This window comes from Mycobacterium lehmannii (assembly GCF_001499925.1).
GTDB lineage: Bacteria > Actinomycetota > Actinomycetes > Mycobacteriales > Mycobacteriaceae > Mycobacterium > Mycobacterium lehmannii.
Genome location: NZ_LQIR01000003.1, coordinates 22,061 through 38,566, shown reverse-complemented (window position 1 = coordinate 38,566; position 16,506 = coordinate 22,061). Strand labels below are relative to the sequence as shown.

Annotated in this window: 13 protein-coding genes and 1 tRNA gene; 5 read left to right on the top strand and 9 right to left on the bottom strand. The window is 68.3% G+C overall.

Features of this window, described 5'->3' with window-relative positions:
- Positions 1 to 4 precede the first annotated feature (4 nt).
- Positions 5 to 994 (bottom strand): TIGR03617 family F420-dependent LLM class oxidoreductase, encoded by a 990-nt coding sequence (locus tag AU192_RS03565; protein ID WP_064394355.1) that lies wholly within the window; start codon positions 992 to 994, stop codon positions 5 to 7.
- A 19-nt stretch (positions 995 to 1,013) separates the two neighbouring features.
- Here AU192_RS03565 and AU192_RS03560 point away from each other — a divergent pair, with 19 nt between their 5' ends.
- Complete coding sequence (locus tag AU192_RS03560; protein WP_064394354.1) at positions 1,014 to 2,378, top strand: flavin monoamine oxidase family protein; 1,365 nt, start codon at positions 1,014 to 1,016, stop codon at positions 2,376 to 2,378.
- On the opposite strand, the gene AU192_RS03555 is transcribed toward AU192_RS03560, so the two are convergent.
- A complete protein-coding gene (locus tag AU192_RS03555; protein ID WP_064394353.1) occupies positions 2,379 to 3,347 on the bottom strand; it encodes an alpha/beta fold hydrolase in 969 nt (322 codons plus the stop codon).
- Positions 3,348 to 3,493: 146 nt separating this feature from the next.
- Here AU192_RS03555 and AU192_RS03550 point away from each other — a divergent pair, with 146 nt between their 5' ends.
- Positions 3,494 to 4,465, top strand: coding sequence for an NADPH:quinone oxidoreductase family protein (locus AU192_RS03550; RefSeq protein ID WP_064394445.1), 972 nt, complete (start codon positions 3,494 to 3,496; stop codon positions 4,463 to 4,465).
- On the opposite strand, the gene AU192_RS03545 is transcribed toward AU192_RS03550, so the two are convergent.
- The 6 genes from AU192_RS03545 to AU192_RS03520 form a co-directional block, all read right to left on the bottom strand.
- Positions 4,466 to 5,218, bottom strand: coding sequence for an alpha/beta hydrolase family protein (locus AU192_RS03545; protein WP_064394442.1), 753 nt, complete (start codon positions 5,216 to 5,218; stop codon positions 4,466 to 4,468).
- 30 nt (positions 5,219 to 5,248) lie between these two features.
- On the bottom strand, positions 5,249 to 6,769 hold the full coding sequence (gene mbtM / locus AU192_RS03540; RefSeq protein WP_064394352.1) for a long-chain-fatty acid--ACP ligase MbtM: 1,521 nt from the start codon (positions 6,767 to 6,769) through the stop codon (positions 5,249 to 5,251).
- A 123-nt stretch (positions 6,770 to 6,892) separates the two neighbouring features.
- Positions 6,893 to 7,636: an MBL fold metallo-hydrolase gene (locus tag AU192_RS03535; protein WP_064394351.1), complete on the bottom strand. Its 744-nt coding sequence runs from the start codon at positions 7,634 to 7,636 to the stop codon at positions 6,893 to 6,895.
- Positions 7,637 to 7,788: 152 nt separating this feature from the next.
- Positions 7,789 to 7,862, bottom strand: a tRNA-Met gene (locus AU192_RS03530).
- A gap of 203 nt (positions 7,863 to 8,065) precedes the next feature.
- Positions 8,066 to 11,077 carry a UPF0182 family protein gene (locus tag AU192_RS03525; RefSeq protein ID WP_064394350.1) on the bottom strand — a complete coding sequence of 1,004 codons (3,012 nt, stop codon included), beginning with the start codon at positions 11,075 to 11,077 and terminating at the stop codon, positions 8,066 to 8,068.
- Between the two features lie 77 nt (positions 11,078 to 11,154).
- Complete coding sequence (locus AU192_RS03520; protein ID WP_064394349.1) at positions 11,155 to 12,177, bottom strand: YlbL family protein; 1,023 nt, start codon at positions 12,175 to 12,177, stop codon at positions 11,155 to 11,157.
- Between the two features lie 162 nt (positions 12,178 to 12,339).
- Between AU192_RS03520 and AU192_RS03515 the strand changes: the two genes are divergently transcribed.
- The 3 genes from AU192_RS03515 (at position 12,340) to AU192_RS03505 (ending at position 16,002) form a co-directional block, all read left to right on the top strand.
- Positions 12,340 to 13,719: a zinc-dependent metalloprotease gene (locus AU192_RS03515; RefSeq protein WP_064394348.1), complete on the top strand. Its 1,380-nt coding sequence runs from the start codon at positions 12,340 to 12,342 to the stop codon at positions 13,717 to 13,719.
- A gap of 69 nt (positions 13,720 to 13,788) precedes the next feature.
- A complete protein-coding gene (locus tag AU192_RS03510; protein ID WP_064394347.1) occupies positions 13,789 to 14,619 on the top strand; it encodes a hypothetical protein in 831 nt (276 codons plus the stop codon).
- A gap of 42 nt (positions 14,620 to 14,661) precedes the next feature.
- Complete coding sequence (locus AU192_RS03505; RefSeq protein ID WP_064394346.1) at positions 14,662 to 16,002, top strand: macrolide-binding ATPase MABP-1; 1,341 nt, start codon at positions 14,662 to 14,664, stop codon at positions 16,000 to 16,002.
- A gap of 131 nt (positions 16,003 to 16,133) precedes the next feature.
- Here AU192_RS03505 and AU192_RS03500 read toward each other — a convergent pair whose 3' ends face one another.
- Positions 16,134 to 16,415 carry a WhiB family transcriptional regulator gene (locus tag AU192_RS03500; RefSeq protein ID WP_064394345.1) on the bottom strand — a complete coding sequence of 94 codons (282 nt, stop codon included), beginning with the start codon at positions 16,413 to 16,415 and terminating at the stop codon, positions 16,134 to 16,136.
- Positions 16,416 to 16,506 lie beyond the last annotated feature (91 nt).

Genomic DNA, 16,506 nt, shown 5'->3' with positions numbered 1-16,506 from the left:
GGAGTCAACCTGTCAGTGCGTCGACGATCTCGGCCAACGCGTCGATCGCGATGGGTCCGGGCTGGTAGAGGCAGACGCGGTCGGACACCCCGTCGACGCGGTCGCGGATGTGGGCGGCGATCTCGGCCGGGGTGCCGCACGCGGCGATGGTGTGCAGCACCTCGTCGTCGATCAGCGTGCCCATCTCCTGCCACCGGCCCTGTTTGGACAGTGCGTTGAGCTCGGGCTGCAGTTCACCCCAGCCGTGCACGTCGAGCACCGGGCGGTAGGCCGGGGTGGAGCCGTAGAACGCCAGCAGCCGGCGGGTGGCCTCGTGGGCCGCATCGTGCGTGCCGACCGACACGATGATCTCGGGCACCAGCGCGAAGTCGTCGAGCGACCGGCCCGACTCCGACAGGCCTGCGCGCACCTCGGGCATCGTCGCCTCGTGCAGGAATCGCTTCGAGCCGAACGGCATGACCAGCAGGCCGTCGGCGACGGCTGCGGTGGCGCGGGTCAGCTTCGGGCCGAGCGCGCCGAGATAGATCGGCGGTGGCCCGTACGGGTTGGGACCGGGATTGAACGTCGGGGTCATCAGCGTGTGCCGGAAGTACTCGCCGCGAAAGTCGAGACGTTCGCCGGTCTCCCATGCGGTGAACACCGCACGCAGCGCGGCGACCATCTCCTTCATCCGGGCGACCGGGCGGTCGAACGCCGCACCGTATCGCTTCTCGACCTGCGTGCGCACCTGCGTTCCGAGGCCCAGCGTGAAGCGGCCCTCGGCGAGCACCTGATGGTCGTAGGCCTGGTGGGCGAGCTGAATGGGGTTGCGCGGAAACGCAATGGCGACGTTGGTCATCAAGTCCAGACCGCCCACCGTCGATGCCAGCGTCAGCGGCGCGAACACGTCGTGCGGTCCTTCGAAGGTGAACACCCCGCTGGCGCCCGCGTCGCGCAGCAGTTGCGCTCGCTCGATCGCATCGGTTGGGCCGAACAACGCTGTCATGACCTTCACGGCGTGAGAGCCTAATCGCGTGACGATCCAAGCCAGTGCCGACGCGGTCGTCGTGGGCGCCGGATTCGCCGGTTTGGCGGCGGCGCGCGAGTTGGTCCGGCTCGGTTACGACGTCGTCGTCCTCGAAGGTCGCGACCGGGTCGGCGGGCGGTCGTCGACGGCGACGATCGCCGGCGTGCCCGTCGACCTCGGCGGCACCTTCATCGGACCGACGCAGGACGCCGTCGAAGAACTGGCCGCCGAACTGGGCTGTGCGACGGTGCCCACCTTCAGCGGTGGTAAGAACCTGATCCGATGGCGGGGCCGGGTCCGCTCGTACCGCAGCACGATTCCCCGGCTGTCGATCATCGAACTGCTCGACGTGTCGCGCATCCAGTGGCGCTTCGAGCGCGCATGTCGGCGAGTGGCCGTCGAGGCGCCGTGGACCGCCCCGCACGCGCACGCCCTGGACTCTCTGTCGCTCGACGGCTGGTTGAAGTCGGTGCACGCGAGCGCCGGAACGCGGGATCTGATGGCGATCATGTCTCGGGTGACCTGGGGTTGTGAGCCCGACGCGGTGTCGATGCTGCACGCCGTGCGCTACGTCAGGGCCGCAGGCGGGCTCGACCGCATGCTCGACGTCGAAGGCGGCGCCCAGCAGAGCCGCTTCCCGGACGGCACCCAGCAGATCGCGATCCGGATGGCCGAGGAGCTGGGCCCGCGCGTCGTGCTCGACGCCGCGGTGCGCAGCATCGAACGCCACAGCGACGGCACGCTCACCGTGACATCCGATCAAGGTGCGGTGCGCGCCAAAGCCGTCGTCGTCGCCATCCCGCCCGAACACCGCCAGTCGATCGAATTCTCACCCGAGCTGCCCGCCGAGTACGGCAAGCTCGCGCAGCACTGGCCCCAAGGCAACCTGAGCAAGGCATACGCCGCATACGACAAGCCGTTCTGGCGCGCGAAAGGACTTTCGGGAGAGGCGCTTTCCGACGAAGGCCCGGTGTTCATCACGTTCGACGTCAGCCCCTCCAACGACGGCAACGGAGGTGGCCCCGGCATCCTGCTGGGTTTCGTCGACGCCCGCTCGTTCGACTCGCTGCCGGCCGCACAGCGCCGGGAGCGGGCGCTTACGGGGTTCGCGGGGCTGTTCGGCAACGCCGCGCTGGACCCGATCGACTATCTCGACCACTGTTGGGGTGCAGAGGATTTCGCGCCGGGAGGGCCGACGGCGGCCGTTCCGCCCGGCTCGTGGACGACATACGGCCCCTGGCTGCGCAAGCCGATCGACGGGATCTTCTGGGCGGGAACCGAAACCGCTGACGCGTGGACCGGTTTTCTGGACGGCGCCGTCCGGTCCGGCAGGCGCGCCGCAGACGAAGTGCACCGCGCGCTGAGTAGTTGATCAGGAACTGACGCGGCGTTCGGCGGTCACCGACTGGATCAGGCCACGCAGATGCATGTTCACCTCGTCGGGGCGCTCCAGGATGGCGCAGTGCCCGCCCGCCAACTCCACGAACTCGCTCAGATTGGGCGCCGCCTCGGCGATCCGACGAGACGACGTCAGCGGCAGCAACCGGTCCTTGCGGCTGCCGATCACCAGCGTCGGCACGACCAGGTTAGTCAGCCCGATGTGTTGCGGTCCGAGATGGTCGACCAGCGTGCGGGCCCAGCCGCCGCGGCCGACCGGCGAGGTTGCGGCGAACAGTTCATGCACGAACGAGGCGATCGCCGGATCGGCGTCGCGGCCGACCGCCAGCATCGAGACGAAGCGCTGATTCGGTCCGTAGATGGCGCGGGGCAGTGGCGTCGCACCGAACGTCTTCAGGAAGGTGCCCGCGGTGCGGACGCGGACGTTGGCCAGCGGCGCGGGCACGGGCAGCAGCTTGACGTTGCGCAGCAGGTCGCCGGTGGTGGTGTTGATGAGGGCAACGCCGTCGGCGCGTTCGGTCACCCGCTCGGCGTAGCGCTCGGCCCACGAGGTGATCGCTATGCCGCCCATCGAGTGGCCGGCGATGACCGCCCGTTCACCGGGCGCCAGCGTCGCATCCAGCACGGAATCGAGGTCGGCGGCCAGATGGTCGAGGCTGTAGGCGCCGCGGCGCACCGGCACCGCGCTGCGGCCGTGGCCGCGGTGGTCGAACGCGATCACGCGGTAGTCGCGCGACAGGTCGGCAATCTGATGGGCCCACACCCGCAGCGCACACGTGATGCCGTGCGCCAACACGATCGGATAACCGTCCTCGCGGCCGAAGACCTCGGCGTGTAAGCGGATGCCGTCCCTGGAGCGCACCTCGACGGCGCGTCCGGACGGGAGGGACTGAGCGGGGGCGAAGGCCGAAGCCCTCGACTGGCTGCGGGGACCACTGCTCATGTGCGCTCCGTTCGAACTCGGCAACGTTGCCGGATAAGTGAGCTTATCTAACAGTGTGCGCTTCGTGCGGCACCCCCCGCCGGGTTTCGGCGACTATCGGCGCAGCGGCGGAGGCTCCGACTTTCGAGTCGAGTTAAATGGCGGACATGCGCGCGATTCAGATTGCCAGCCTCGACGGACCACAAGCCGCCAAACTCGTCGAGGTCGACGAGCCGGACGGCGACGGCGCGGTCGTCATCGAGGTGCACGCGGCGGGGGTCGCGTTTCCCGATGTGCTGCAGTCGCGCGGGCTCTATCAGTACAAGCCGGAGATGCCCTACACGCCAGGCGGCGAGGTCGCGGGCGTGGTGCGCAGCGCTCCGGACAGCGCACATGTGAAGGCCGGCGATCGCGTCGCGGCGCTGACGATGCTCTGCGGCGCGATGGCCGAGGTCGTCGCACTGCCCGCCGAACGGGTCTTCAAGCTGCCCGACAACGTCTCCTTCGAGGCCGGCGCCGGCCTGCTCTTCAACGACCTCACGATGCACCACGCGCTGCGTACCCGCGGCCGGCTGGCCGAGGGCGAGACCGTGCTGGTGCACGGGGCGGCAGGCGGCATCGGCACGTCGACGCTGCGGTTGGCGCCGGCATGGGGTGCCTCTCGGGTGATCGCGGTGGTGAGCACCGAGGAGAAGGGTGCGGTGGCCACGGCGGCAGGCGCGACCGACGTCGTGCCGGTCGAGGGGTTCAAGGACAAGGTGAAGGAGCTGACCGAGGGCCGCGGCGTGGACATCGTCGTCGATCCGGTCGGCGGGGATCGGTTCACCGACTCGCTGCGCTCGTTGGCCCCGGGTGGACGGCTGCTCGTGGTCGGCTTCACCGGCGGCGAGATTCCCACCGTCAAGGTGAACCGGTTGCTGCTGAACAACGTCGATGCGGTCGGAGTCGGTTGGGGCGCTTGGACTTTCACCCATCCCAACTACTTGGCCGAGCAGTGGGCCGAACTCGAACCGCTTCTGGCGTCGGGCAAGGTGTCGGCGCCGCAACCGCAGGTGTTCCCGTTTGAGCGGGCCGCCGACGCGATCGCTGCGCTCGAGGATCGCTCGGCGAAGGGCAAGGTCGTCGTCGCCGTCCGGTGACTACAGGTAGGGGTCGGCCCAGGCGCTGACGATCCGCGCCGCCCGCGCCGCCTGATCCTTTTCGGTGAGCAGGTGATCGGCGCCTTCGAGTGAGACGAAGCTGCGCGGGTGACGCGCGCACTGGAAGATCTCGCTGGCGTTGGCGATGCCGACGGTGTTGTCGGTGGGCGAATGCATCACCAGAAGGGCTCGGCGCAGGGTGTGGATGCGATCGCGGAGGTCGGCATTGCGGACGTCTTCGACGAAGTGCCGCTTCAGCGTCAGCGCCTTGCCGCCGATGCGAAACTGCGCCTCCCCCTCTTCTTCGATCCGCTCCACGACCGCGTCGTAGATCCGTTCGACATGGGCGGGCTCGTAGGGGGCCGCGATGGTCGCGACCGCCTTCACCGTCGGGCAGTCGTGGGCGGCGGCGATGACGGCCGAGCCGCCGAAGGAATGCCCGACCAGCAGGCGCACCTCGCGGCCCTCGGAGTTCATGAACTCCACGGCGCGCACGGTGTCGGCGACCTTGTGCGAGAACGACCCGTCGCTCCAGTCGCCTTCCGAGTCGCCCAGTCCGAGGTTGTCGAACCGCAGCATGCCGATGCCCTCGGCGGCGAGTTGCTTGCAGATCCGGCTGGCCGCCGGCGAGTCCTTGCCCAGCGTGAACCCGTGGGCGAAGACGCCCCACCCGCGCACGTCGCCGTCGGGAAGGTCGATCACACCCGCGAGGGCCGGCCCACTGGCGCTCGGGAAGCTGACGCGTTCACCCACGCGCGCCATCCTGTCACGCGGCCGTCGAGCTCACTGCTGCTGCAGCAGGTCGCGTTTCACCTCGAGCCTGCGCAGCTTGCCCGACGAGGTTCGCGGCAGCGTGCCGGGTTTGACGAAGACGACGTCCGTGGGCACCACACCGCATTCGGATGCGACGCGCTCGATCAGGTCGGCGCGAGAGCCCGCCTCGTCGGGTCCGCGGAACTCCGCGACGATCGCGACACCGGGTCGGATCGACCGCTCCCCCACCCCGACGGCGACGACAGCACCTTCGCGTACACCCGGCGCGCCCGCGGCCACCCGCTCGACCTCCGCGGGAAAGATGTTGCGGCCCGCCACCGTGATCAGTTCCTTGGCGCGACCGCACACCACGAGGCTGCCGTCGACGAGGTAGCCGAGATCGCCTGTGGCGAACCAGTCATCGGGGTTGCGCGGGGGGTCGTCGCGGTAACCCGACATCATCGAGGTACCGCGGATCAAGATCTCGCCGACCTTGCCGTCCCCGCGCTGGTCGACGCGCACCGACATGCCGGGTATCGGTTCGCCGAGCAGCGCATGACCGGCGTCGTCGATGACCAGGCCGCGACCGGGTTCGGGAACCGTTACCGCACAGGTGGATTCGGCCAAGCCGTAGGAGGGCGCGAGCGCGCCCGCGTCGAATCCGAATCGGGCCATCTCCTCGGCGAAGCGTGCGGTGAGCGCGCAGTCGACGGGTTCGCCGCCGTTGAGCGCGAACCGCAGGCTGCCGAGGTCGACGTCGGTGACGCGTCGCGAGTACTTCCCGATCAGGCCGTAGGCCATGTTGGGCGCGGCGGTGATCGTGGCGCGGCTCTCGGTGAGCCAGTTCAGCCACCGAAACGGCGACGCCTGGAAGGCCGCCGTCGGCGCCTGCCACACGTCGATGCCGGCCAACGCCCCGGCGAGCACGAAGCTCAGGCCCATGTCGTGGTACAGCGGCAGCCAGGAGCAGCCGACGTCGCCCGGTCCGACCCCGATCCGCGTGTTCAGGCCGTCGAGGTTGGCGAGCACCGCATCCGGCGACAGCTGTACAGCGCGCGGCACGCCTGTGGAGCCTGCTGTGCCCTGCAGGATCGCGATTTCGGCGGCTCGGTCGGGTCGCCGGAAGTTCGTCGATCGGGTCAGCGGGGCAACCGAATCCAGTTCCTTGACGATCGGGCCGCTGTCGACGAGGCCCAGTTGCTCCAGCCGACGCCCCCGGCTGAGCACGTGGCTGACGCCCATGCCCGCGAACCGGGCCACCGTGGATTGCGCCCACTTGTCGGCGTCGGCGCCGCGGATGGGGCCGGGCGCGATGGTCACCGGCACGCCGGCCTGGAAGGCGCCGAGGATGGCCGCGATGAGTTCGACGGTGGGCTCGTTCGCCAGGCCGAGCGCGGCCACTTCCTCGTTGAGCAGCCAGTCGGCGACATTCTCGGCGCGGGCGTGCACTTCCGGCCAGGGGTGGCGCGTCCACGTCCCGTCGTCGAAGACGTAGAGGCTGCTATCGGAGCTGGTCAACCGCTCGGCAAATGTCGCAGCCAACGATTTCATCTATAACCTCGCAGTGCTTACCCGCTCAATTCGCGATTTTCGGTCTAGTAAATATCGCCTAAGCTAACTTACGGGAATTTGCGGTGATCCTACGGGGTGGGAGGCTTCGTTCGTAGGCCAGCTTCAGCGGGCATCGGCCCAGACGTCGACCCGGTGCACCGGCAGACCGTGGCCGGGCAGTAGGTGTTCGACGGGCAGCGCGCGCATGCGCTGCTCGCTGCGTTTCGCGGCGGCGGCGTCGACGGTCTCGGGGGTGAACCAGGCTTGCCCGCCCGCGCTGAGCACCGCGTCGCCGGAGATCAGGGTCCGACTGTCGGCATGCCAGAACGCGGTCGAGTCGTCGGTGTGGCCGGGCACGTGCAGCACCTCCCAGCCCGGCGCGCCGGGCAGCGGCTGACCGTCGGCCAGCGGTCGCGCCCCGCCAAGGGCGTCACCGACCATCCCCTTACCTCCGCCGTACCCGGCGATGCGGGGGCCGTCGGCGAAGCCGCGCAGTCCGGTCAGGTCCAGCGGCTGGCTGATCAGGGTGGGCCAGATCTGGACGATCTTGCTCAGCGCCGGGGTGCGGGGCTGCCGCGTGCCGTCCAGATAGCTGAGAGTGACCTCGGGAAGATGGAGCGCCACGCGGTGTTCGGCGGCCAGTCGCGGCGCCCCGGCGACGTGGTCGCTGTGGCCGTGGGTGGCTGCGACCGCGCCGACGGTGCCGCGGTAGACCGACAGCACGCCCGCGACGTCGTCGGCGCTGCCGGGCATGCCCGCGTCGACCACGACAACGCCGCGGTCGCCACGGATCAGGTAGCAGTTGAAGATCCACCGCGAGAGGCGGATCACCCCGATGTCGTCGAGCGGATCAACGACCAACGCCATCGCAGGCTCCTTCGGTGGGGTCCACGTGAGAAGTGTGCGGTGCGGGACTCTCCTGCGGCAAGCATCGGGCCGACGCTTCCGGGAGCGGCGTAGCCAATGGGAAGCGAATGAGAACGGCCCCCGGAGTGTCCTCCGAGGGCCGTTCCACCTAGTAGCGGGGACAGGATTCGAACCTGCGACCTCTGGGTTATGAGCCCAGCGAGCTACCGAGCTGCTCCACCCCGCGTCGGGTGAACGCAACGTTACCGAAGGCGCTCGCGCAGTTCCAAATCGCGCGGTCACCGATGGTGGTGAATCGCGTCACGCCTGCGATTGCATGGCAGTTGGCGCCTCGCGAGCGACCGCAAATGTACGCACTGTGGCGGCGTGTCGCGGGACAAACACGGTCGCTCGCGGAACGCGTGGGCCGCTCGCGGAACCAGGGTGGGGTCAGTTCGCGGACTGGTATTTCTCCATCGCATCGTCGAGGCGTTGCAGCGCCTCGCCGAACTCGGCGAAGTTGCCGCCCTGCTGCGCCTGGCGCAGCCCGTCGAGCGCCGTGTTGACCTCTTGCAGCGCAGCGGCTTTCGCACCCGACAGCTCGACCGGCCCGCCCGGCGGCACCGCTGCCGCCGGCGGTTGCGGCGTCCGGCCCTGCTGGTTGGCCGGCGGGCGAGCCGTCGGAGCTTCGCCGTCGGCCGGTGGCTGCGCCGCGGGCTGCTCGCCGCCGGTGCCCGCGATGGGCGCGGGGCCGGTGGCCGTGGCGTCCGCGCCGGGCCCGAACAACTCGATCAGCGCGTCGCGCACCGTCGGGCCGTAGCCGACCTTGTCGTTGTACATCATCGCCACGCGGATCAGGCGCGGGTACGACGACGCGGCGTCGCTGGCCCCGGGTGAGGCGTATACCGGTGCGACATAGAGCAATCCGCCCTCGGCCACCGGCAGCGTCAGCAGGTTGCCCCACCGGATGCGGTTCTGGTTGTCGCGGCCGATGACACCGAGGTCCTGGGACACCGCCGTATCGGTGCTGATCGCGTTGAACGCCAGCTTGGGACCGTTGACCTGTCCCGGGATCGTCAGCACGGTGATTTTGCCGTAGGTGTCCGGGTCGGAACTGGCACTCATGAACGCGGCCAGGAAGTCGCGGCGGAACCGGTTCATCGCACTGGTCAACTGGAACGATGCCGCACGCTCGTTGGCCGCAAGGTCTTTGGCCACGATGTAGTACGGCGGCTGATAGCTGCTCGCGGTGGGGTTGGGATCGAGCGGAACGTCCCAGAAGTCCGACGTCGAGAAGAAGGTGATCGGGTCGTCGACGTGGTACTTCGCCAGCAGCGCACGCTGCACCTTGAACAGGTCTTCCGGATAGCGCAGATGCTCCTGCAGTTCATCGGAGATCTCGCTCTTGGGCTTGACCGTGCCCGGGAACACCTTCATCCACGCCTGCAGCACCGGATCGTCTTCGTCCTGCGCGTACAGCGACACCGTGCCGTCGTAGGCGTCGACGGTGGCCTTGACCGAGTTGCGGATGTAGGACACCTGCTTGTCGGGCTGCAACCGGTTCAGCGCCACCTCGTTTGAGTCCACGGTGGCCGAGGACAAGGTCGTCAACTCCGAGTACGGGTAGTTGTCCAGCGTGGTGTAGCCGTCGACGATCCAGACGATGCGCTCGTTGACGATGGCCGGGTAGACCGCGGTGTCGGTGGTCAGCCACGGCGCCACCGCCTCGACCCGCTTGGCCGGGTCACGATTGAACAGGAGCTTGCTGTTCTCCCCGATCACGTTGGAAAACAGGAAGTTTCGCTCGGCGAACTTCGCGGCGAAGACGCTGCGCGTCAGCCAGTTGCCGATCGGAACGCCGCCCTCACCGGTGTAGGTGTAGTTGCGGGTCTCGACGTTGTTCTCGTAGTCGTACTCCCGCGGCGCACCGTTCTCCCCCACAATGGCGTAGTCGGCCGGGGTGTTGGCGATGACGGGGCCGTAGTAGATGCGGGGCTGGGCCAGCGGGGCGGGTCCGGGTGAGATCACCTCACCGTTCGCGCCGACCACACTGGCCAAAAACTCCGGGTAGCCGCCGTTCTGGTTGGGGTCGTTGGCCACGCCGCGCACGGTGTTGGCCGGCGAGGCGATGAAACCGTTGCCGTGGGTGTAGACCGAGTGGCGGTTGATCCAGTCGCGCTGGTTGTCGATCAACCGGTCGGGATTGAGTTCGCGCGCGGCGACCACATAGTCGCGTAGGTTCCCGTCCTCATCCCGGTACCGATCCATGTTCAGCTGGTCGGGGAAGTAGTAGAAGTTCTTGCCCTGCTGGAACTGGGTGAATGCCGGGCTGACGATGTTGGGGTCGAGCACGCGGATGTTGGACGTCGTGGCGCGGTCAGCGGCCACCTGGGCTGCGGTCGCGGGGGCGTTACCCGGATAGTCGCGATAGCTCACCACGTCGTCGGTGAGCCCGTAGGCCTGTCTGGTCGCCGAGATGCTTCGGCTGATGTATTCGCTTTCCTTCTGCGCCGCATTCGGTTTGACGCTGAACTGCTCGACGACCAGCGGCCAGCCCGCGCCGACAACCAGCGACGAGAGCAGCAACAACACCACGCCGATGGCGGGGATCCGCAGGTCGCGCAGCACGATCGCCGAGAACACCGCGGCCGCGCAGATCACGGCGATCGCCATCAGGATCAGCTTGGCGGGCAGCACCGCGTTGATGTCGGTGTAGCCCGCACCGGTGAACGGCTTGCCGCCGCGGGTGTGGCTCAGCAGCTCGTAGCGGTCCAACCAGTACGCGATCGCCTTGAGCAGCATCAGGATGCCGACCAGGGTGATCAACTGGATGCGCGCGGCACGGCTCAACGCACCGGCGCGGCCCGAGAGCCGGATACCGCCGAACAAGTAGTGGCCCAACAGGTTTCCGATGAAGGCCAGGAAGGTCGCGACGAACAGGTAGTTCAGGACCATCCGGTAGAACGGCAGGTCGAAGGCGTAGAAGCCCAGATCCTTACCGAACTGCGGGTCGGTGATCCCGAAGCTGTTGCCGTGCAGGAACAACTGGACGGTCTCCCACTGGCCCAGCGCGAACAACCCGACGAACAAGCCGATGAGCGCGGGAACCCCGAAGCCGACGAGGCGCAGCCGCGCCATCACCGCGGTGCGGTAGGCCGCGACCGGGTCGTTGGGGCCGTTGGTCGGCACGAACACCGGCCGGGTCCGGTAGGCCAGCGCCAACCCCGCGAACAGGATCGAACCGATCACCAGCGACACGACCAGGAACAGCAGGATCTGGGTGAACAGCACCGTGGTGAAAACCGAGCGGTAGCCGAGTTCGCCGAACCACAGCCAGTCGACGTAGGTGTCGACCAGCCGCGGGCCGATCAACAACAGGAGCACGATCACGGCTCCCAGCGCGATGAGAATTCGGCTACGTCGTGTCAGCTTCGGCATTCGTGCCGCGGGCCGCATACCCACTCGTTGACTCCAGTCCCGTTCCTGTACGTCGTGCTCGACGTGGCCCCAACTCTACGCAACGGCTTTTCGCCGATGACCTAACAATGGGGGCGTTCGCCACCGGCGGACAAGGTCTTCAACGCGTCGACGGCTTGCGACAGGGTCTCGACCTTGACCAGTTCCATACCGTCCTGCGGCGCCGTCTTGGCTTCTTCGCAGTTGTCGGCGGGCACCAGGAAGATGGTGGCGCCCTCCTCGCGCGCGCTCAGCATCTTGTGGGTGATGCCGCCGATCGAGCCGACCTCGCCGTCTCCGCTGATGGTGCCGCTGCCGGCAACGAACTTCCCGCCGTTGAGGTCGCCGGTGGTCAGCTTGTCGACCACCGCCAGCGAGAACATCAAGCCCGCCGACGGGCCGCCGATCTTCTCGAGGTTGAATTCGATCGAGAACGGCGCCCACGGTGCATCGAGCACGCCGATGCCGAGGAGACCCTGGTCGCGATCGGGGTGCTTGCCCAGCGTGATGGTGGCGACGCCGGACGGCGCATCCTTGCGGCGGTAGTCCAGCTTCACGGTGTCGCCGGGCTTGGTGTCCTTCAAAAGGGCTTGGAACTCCTCGAGTGTGGTCACCGGCGTGCCGTTGACGGCGTCGATCGCGTCACCGTCGCGCAGCTTTCCCGCCGACGGGCCCGGATCGTTGACGTTTTCCACCGTCACCGCCATCGGGAACTCCAGAAAATGCAGCGCGGCATACTCGGCGCTGCGTTCGGAGTTGCGGAAATCGGTGGTGTTGGCCTCGTCGACCTCTTCGCGGGTCTTGTCCGGCGGGTAGACCAGGTCACGCGGGACAAGTTGTTCGCGGCCCGACAACCACAGCGCCATCGCCTCGCCCAGCCTGAGCTGATCGCGCTGCGACACCGTCGTCATGTTCAGGTGCCCCGAGGTCGGATAGACATCGGTGCCCTCGATCTCGACGACCGGCTTACCGTCGAACTCGCCGAGCGTGTTGAACGTCGGCCCCGGCCCCAGGGAGACGAAGGGCACCGTCACCGCCGACACCAGCACGCCGAACACCAGAATCGGCACGAGCGCGACGATCAACGTCAAAGTCCGCCTGTTCACGCCGCCCAATCTAAAGGTTGCGCTGCAAGCGACCGTGCCCACGACGTCCGTCGCCGGCCTGGTAGCCCGCTGCAACGCGGAAACGGGCGGTCCAGGGCGGGTTCGCTGTCAGCGTGAGGCGCCCACCCACGAGGCGCCGCCCTGGTGAGTACCGTTGGGGACATGGCTGACGTGCCTTTCGGCTTCTCCGCCGGCGACGACGACCCCGAGCGCGACAAGCGCAAGAAGGATCCCGACTCCGGATCCGGGGGGCCCGGCGACCCGTTCGGCATGGGCTTTCAAGGCGGATCCGAGTTCGACATGTCCCAGCTGGGGCAGATCTTCAGCAAGCTCGGCGAGATGTTCAGCGGCGCCTCCAGCGCGATGGCCGGCGGCAAACAATCCGGACCGGTGAACTACGACCTGGCCCGCCAGTTGGCGTCGAGCCAGATCGGTTTCGTCGCTCCGATTCCGGAGAAGACGTCGGCCGCGATCGTCGACGCCGTGCACCTGGCCGAGACCTGGCTCGACGGGGTGACAGCGCTTCCCGCGGGAACCAGCAAGTCGGTCGCCTGGACCCCGACGGACTGGATCGACAACACCCTCGACAGGTGGAAGCGGCTGTGCGACCCGGTCGCCGAACAGATCTCCACGGTGTGGGTATCGGCGCTTCCCGAGGAGGCGCGCACCATGGCCGGTCCGCTGCTGTCGATGATGACGCAGATGGGTGGCATGGCGTTCGGCTCACAGCTGGGGCAGGCGCTGGGCAAGCTGTCGCGAGAAGTGTTGACCTCCACCGACATCGGGCTGCCCTTGGGCCCCAAGGGCGTGGCCGCGCTGATGCCCGAGGCGGTCGAGTCGCTGTCGGAGGGCCTCGAGCAACCGCGTAGCGAGATCCTGACGTTCCTGGCCGCCCGCGAGGCCGCCCATCACCGCCTGTTCAGCCACGTGCCGTGGCTGGCCAGCCAGCTGCTCAACGCGGTCGAGGCGTTCGCCCGCGGGATGAAGATCGACATGAGCGGCATCGAGGAACTGGCGTCCGGCCTCAACCCTGCCGCGCTGACCGACCCGGCCCAGATGGAACAGCTGCTCAACCAGGGCATCTTCGAGCCGAAGGCGACGCCGGAGCAGACCGCGGCGCTCGAGCGGCTGGAGACGCTGCTCGCGCTGATCGAGGGTTGGGTGCAGACCGTCGTCTCCGACGCGCTCGGCGACCGCATTCCCGGCACGTCGGCGCTGGCGGAGATGCTGCGCAGGCGCCGCGGCACCGGCGGGCCCGCCGAGCAGACGTTCGCGACCCTGGTCGGCTTGGAGTTGCGGCCGCGCAAGATGCGCGAGGCCGCCGCGTTGTGGGAGCGGTTGACCGAGGCCGTCGGCTCCGACCGCCGCGACGCGGTGTGGCAGCACCCCGACCTGCTGCCCAGCGCAAAGGATCTCGACGAACCGGCCGGGTTCATCGACCGGATGATCGGCGGCGACACCAGCGGCATGGACAGCGCCATCGAGGAGGCGATCGCCGATCTCGAGAAGGACATCCAGAAACCGGACGACGACGACCGGTAGCCGGTCGGTCACCGGTGACCCCTGTGGATAACTGGGGGTGACCCGCCGTCGGCGTGGCACGCTCGACCGATGACGCGCTATGCGTTGAGCGCCGCGACGCCGGTGCTGATGCGACCCGACGGTGCCGTGCAGGTGGGCTGGGATCCGCGGCGCGCCGTCGTGATCCGTCCGCCGGCCGGGCTGCCCACGACGACGCTGGCCGACATGCTGCGCCGCCTGCAGTCCGGCGCACGGGTGGCCGACCTTGCGGCGCTCGCCCCCGACGGCGCGGTCGTCGAGAACCTGCTGACGTCGTTGGTCGACGCCGGTGTCGTCACCGCCGCCGCCCGCCGGCGTGGCCGTTCTGCCGCGGTCCGCATCCACGGACGCGGGCCGTTGTCGGATCTGCTCGCCGCGGCGCTGCGCTGTTCGGGTGCGCGCCTGAGCCTCAGCACCCGTACCGACACCGGTGCGCCGTCGGAGCCGACCGACCTCGTGGTTCTCACCGACTACCTGGTGGCCGATCCGCGCATGGTGCGCGAACTGCATGCGGTCGGGGTCGCCCATCTGCCGGTGCGGGTGCGCGACGGTGTCGGCCTGGTCGGGCCGCTGGTTCTTCCGGGTATGACGAGTTGTTTGGCCTGCGCGGACCTGCATCGCAGCGACCGGGACGCGGCGTGGCCTGCCCTCGCAGCGCAACTGCGCCACACCGTCGGCAGCGCCGACCGGGCCACGCTGCTGGCCACCGCGGCGCTGGCGCTCAACCAGGTCGACCGGGTCCTTGCCGCGGTGCGCGGCGGCGTCGACGTCGAGGGCTACCCCGAACCGCCGCCGACGCTGGACACCACGTTGGAGTTCGACGTCAACGTGGGTTCGGTGGTGGCGCGGCGGTGGTCGCGCCATCCGCGCTGCGCGTGTTGACATCGGCCGTTGGCAAGTCGTTGCGCTGCGGGCAGCCGCGTCATGGATGATGGTCTGGTGAGTGAGATCAAACGGGGCAGCGCTGCGCGTAACGCCAAGTTGGCCGGCCTGGGCGCAGGGATGGCCGGGCGGGCCGCGCTGGGCTTCGGCAAACGGTTGACCGGCAAGTCGAAAGACGAGGTCAACGCCGAACTGATGGACAAAGCGGCTCAGCAGCTTTTCACCGTGCTCGGCGAGCTCAAGGGCGGCGCGATGAAGGTCGGTCAGGCGCTGTCGGTGATGGAGGCCGCAATCCCCGAGCAGTACGGCAAGCCGTACCGCGAGGCGCTGACCAAGCTTCAGCGGGAGGCCCCGCCGCTGCCCGCCGCCAAGGTGCACCGGGTGCTCAACGCGCAACTGGGCACCAAGTGGCGGGAGCGGTTCGCGTCGTTCGACGACCAGCCCGTGGCGTCGGCCAGCATCGGCCAGGTCCACAAGGCGGTGTGGTCGGACGGCCGCGAGGTCGCGGTCAAGATTCAGTACCCCGGCGCCGACGAGGCGCTGCGGGCCGACCTGAAGACGATGCAGCGCATGGTGGGCGTCCTCAAGCAGCTGTCCCCGGGCGCCGACGTCGACAGTGTGGTCAAAGAACTCATCGAACGCACCGAGATGGAGCTCGACTACCGGCTGGAGGCCGACAACCAGCGCGCGTTCGCCAAGGCCTACGAAGGCCACCCGCGCTTCGTGGTTCCCCGCATCGTGGCCAGCGCGCCCAAGGTCGTGATCCAGGAGTGGATCGAGGGCGTGCCGATGTCGGTGATCATCCGAGAGGGCACCCAGGAACAACGAGACCTGATGGGCACCAGGCTTTTCGAGCTGACCTACGACGCCCCTCGCCGGCTCGAGATGATGCACGGGGACACCCATCCCGGCAACTTCATGCTGCTGCCCGAGGAGAAGATGGGTGTCATCGACTTCGGCGCGGTGGCCCCGATGCCCGGCGGTATTCCGATCGAGATCGGTTTGGCGACGCGCTATGCGCTCAACGACGACTACGACAACCTGCTCACGACGATGCAGAACATCGGCTTCATCCAGAAGGGCGAGCAGGTGTCCAAGCGCGAGATGGACGACATGATGCGCCAGTACGTCGAACCGCTCGAGGTCGAGGTCTTCCACTACAACCGAAAGTGGCTGCAGCGCATCACGACCGCCAATATGCGCCCCGAACGCGCCGCAGGCCAGATCAAGGCCGCCCGGCAGATGGACATCCCGGCCCAGCTCGCGATTCCGATGCGGGTGATCGCGTCCAACGTCGCGATCGCATGTCAGCTCGATGCGCATGTTCCAGCGAGAAAGCTTGCCACCGAGCTCATTCCGGGCTTCGCCGACGAAGCGGCCTGACGCAGCCCCCCCGGGCGGGTCGGATGCGCCCACCCCGCCCCTCGGTACGGATTGTGAATCTGACGACGCATCTCGTGGGTTGAGCGTCGCCAGATTCACAATCGAGCGCGCGCAGGTCGCCCCGTGTGCGGCTATGCTGCTGCCGGGTTCCCGACGGTGTTCTTGCGCGGCCGGCCACGTGGCCGCTTGCGCGCGATGACGGAGCCCCGTTCGAGGATCTCGCCGCCCCAAACGCCCCACGGCTCTTGCCTTTCCAGCGCGGCGGCCAGGCACTCACGCCGGATCGGGCACTCTGCGCACAGCGCCTTGGCGCGTTCGAGTTCGACGGGATTCTCGGCGAACCACATATCGGGATCGCCCCTGTGACACGGCACCGCCAGCTTCGTCTTCTCTCGGCATGTCCCGAGTGACATGTCCAGTCCTTCCCTGGTCGTGGTGGGTTTCGAATCATTTCCTCGCTGGATCCGGGACCAGGGCTTTGGCGTGGTGTCCAAAAGACCAAGG

Coding starts and splice junctions, on each gene's coding strand:
- AU192_RS03505 (WP_064394346.1), top strand. CDS start 14,662: ATGGATGATGGTCTGGTGAGTGAGATCAAACGGGGCAGCGCTGCGCGT.
- AU192_RS03535 (WP_064394351.1), bottom strand. CDS start 7,636: ATGGCGTTGGTCGTTGATCCGCTCGACGACATCGGGGTGATCCGCCTC.
- AU192_RS03500 (WP_064394345.1), bottom strand. CDS start 16,415: ATGTCACTCGGGACATGCCGAGAGAAGACGAAGCTGGCGGTGCCGTGT.
- AU192_RS03515 (WP_064394348.1), top strand. CDS start 12,340: ATGGCTGACGTGCCTTTCGGCTTCTCCGCCGGCGACGACGACCCCGAG.
- AU192_RS03550 (WP_064394445.1), top strand. CDS start 3,494: ATGCGCGCGATTCAGATTGCCAGCCTCGACGGACCACAAGCCGCCAAA.
- AU192_RS03555 (WP_064394353.1), bottom strand. CDS start 3,347: ATGAGCAGTGGTCCCCGCAGCCAGTCGAGGGCTTCGGCCTTCGCCCCC.
- AU192_RS03510 (WP_064394347.1), top strand. CDS start 13,789: ATGACGCGCTATGCGTTGAGCGCCGCGACGCCGGTGCTGATGCGACCC.
- mbtM (WP_064394352.1), bottom strand. CDS start 6,769: ATGAAATCGTTGGCTGCGACATTTGCCGAGCGGTTGACCAGCTCCGAT.